The following is a 1,522-nucleotide window of genomic DNA, read 5'->3' on the forward strand; positions in this document are numbered from 1 at the left end:
CGAAGGTGGCGGCCGCCTCGGTCGACGACGTGATGGGGCAGGCCACCAAGGCCGGCGCCAAGGCCGCGGGCGCGGTGATCGACGACGCCGCCGTGACGCCAAAGTACGTCCATGGCTTCAGCGCCGAGCGCGAGTTGCCCATCGTCTGGCGGATCGCGCGGGGCTCGATCTTCAACAAGCTCGTGATCCTGCTGCCCGCGGCGCTGCTCCTGTCGGCCTTCGCGCCCTGGGCCATCGCGCCGCTGCTCCTGCTCGGCGGGGCCTATCTCTGCTTCGAGGGGGCGGAGAAGGTCGCCCACTGGCTCTCGCCCGCGCATCACGACGTGGCGGAGGCGACGAAGAAGAAGATGTCCGCCGAGGACAGCGCGCATCTCGAGGAGCGCAAGGTGAAGGGCGCGATCAAGACCGACTTCATTCTCTCGGCCGAGATCATGACCATCGCGCTCGCCGCCATCGAGACGGAATCGCTGGTCTTCGAGGCGGCGGCGCTGGCGGTGGTGGGCGTCGCGATCACCGTGCTCGTCTACGGGTCGGTCGCGGTGATCGTGAAGGCGGACGATGTCGGCCTGCACCTCGCTTCGACCGGGCGGACGGCAACGGGGCGCGCGCTCGGGCGGGGGATCGTGCGGGGGATGCCGGGGTTCATGCGGCTTCTCACCTTCGTCGGCACGCTCGCGATGCTCTGGGTCGGCGGCTCGATCGTCGTGCATTCGCTGGCCGTGATCGGCTGGCACGGGCCGGAGGAGGCGATCGAGCGGGTGGCGCACCTCGCCGAGGGCGCGGGCGGGGCGGCGGTCTGGCTGGTCAAGGCGGCGCTCGACGGGGTGCTCGGCCTCGCGCTGGGGCTGGCGCTGATCCCGGTCGCCGGGCGCGTCGTGGCGCCCGCGCTCCGCGCCCTGGGCCTCGGCGGGGCGGAGGAGGACGGCGCCGGGCATTGACACGGCGCAAGGCGGGCGGCGGGAATTCGTGGTCTCCTTCCTGCATGGGAACCGGCGCGGCGCAGGCGCCGGGCAGGCGGAGGAGGACCGGACATGAGCGCACTCGGGCTCAGGATCATCGACGAGAGCGTGCAGGCCGCGAACATCTGGATCAACGAGGTCGACTACCGCGCGGGGTGGGGCGACAAGCAGGGGGCCTACCGGCTCCTGCGCGCCGTCCTGCACGCGTTGCGCGACCACCTGAACCCCGACGAGGCGGCGCAGCTCTCGGCGCAGCTGCCGCTCCTCATCCGGGGGATCTACTACGAGGGCTACGACCCCTCGCGCATGCCGGTGAGGGAGCGGAGCCGCGAGCGCTTCGTCGCCCGCGTGCAGGAGGCCTTCGGCGGCGGGTCGATGGGCGACGCGGAGCACGCCATCGGCGCGGTCCTCGACGTGCTCGACGCGCATGTCTCGGGGGGCCAGATGGCGCAGGTGCGCGGCACCTTCACGCGAAGGATCAGGGGCCTCTTCGCCGAGACGTGAGGGGAGGGCGCCTCCACGGGTCCGCGCCGGGGCGGGGGCAGGCGCGGCCTCGGGCCCCC

At 72.8% G+C, this 1,522-nt stretch carries 2 protein-coding genes; both read left to right on the forward strand.

Annotated elements, in window-relative coordinates; all coding sequences use genetic code 11:
- Positions 1 to 938, forward strand: a 938-nt coding sequence (locus ACTS11_RS07575; protein WP_442639720.1) for a DUF808 domain-containing protein, incomplete at its 5' end; no start/stop codon positions are given.
- 93 nt (positions 939 to 1,031) lie between these two features.
- Positions 1,032 to 1,463 carry a DUF2267 domain-containing protein gene (locus ACTS11_RS07580; RefSeq protein WP_442639721.1) on the forward strand — a complete coding sequence of 144 codons (432 nt, stop codon included), beginning with the start codon at positions 1,032 to 1,034 and terminating at the stop codon, positions 1,461 to 1,463.
- Positions 1,464 to 1,522: the final 59 nt, after the last annotated feature.

Origin of the sequence: Roseicyclus sp., assembly GCF_052168335.1 — a bacterium.
Classification (GTDB): domain Bacteria; phylum Pseudomonadota; class Alphaproteobacteria; order Rhodobacterales; family Rhodobacteraceae; genus Roseibacterium.

Coding starts and splice junctions, on each gene's coding strand:
- ACTS11_RS07580 (WP_442639721.1), top strand. CDS start 1,032: ATGAGCGCACTCGGGCTCAGGATCATCGACGAGAGCGTGCAGGCCGCG.